The organism is Pseudomonas sp. SIMBA_067 (genome assembly GCF_046534675.1).
GTDB classification, from domain to species: Bacteria; Pseudomonadota; Gammaproteobacteria; order Pseudomonadales; family Pseudomonadaceae; genus Aquipseudomonas; species Aquipseudomonas putida.
Genome location: NZ_JAWRYH010001036.1, coordinates 1 through 248, shown reverse-complemented (window position 1 = coordinate 248; position 248 = coordinate 1). Strand labels below are relative to the sequence as shown.

Sequence of the window (248 nt, the reverse complement as noted above, 5' to 3'; positions counted from 1 at the left end):
ATATTTATTGGCTTATTTTAGCCGTAGCGGGTTTGGTTATTATTGCCTGCGTAAATATTAGTAATGTGTTTATAGTACGAACCGCAGCGCGCAAACACACATTAGCACTGAATGCGGCACTGGGCGCAACCCGATTTACTTTGTTTAAACATTTTTGGCTGGAAATTGCCTTGCTGATTGGTTTGGCAAGCTTTGTAGGGCTTGTGTTAGCAGCCTTTTTTTTAGTGACTCTGAGTGATTTTGCTATG

The 248-nt window shown here is 41.1% G+C and carries 1 protein-coding gene; it reads left to right on the top strand.

Going from position 1 to position 248, the window contains the following annotated elements:
* Positions 1-248: FtsX-like permease family protein (locus tag SB765_RS32365; RefSeq protein ID WP_410932858.1), on the top strand; the 248-nt coding region annotated here is incomplete at both ends.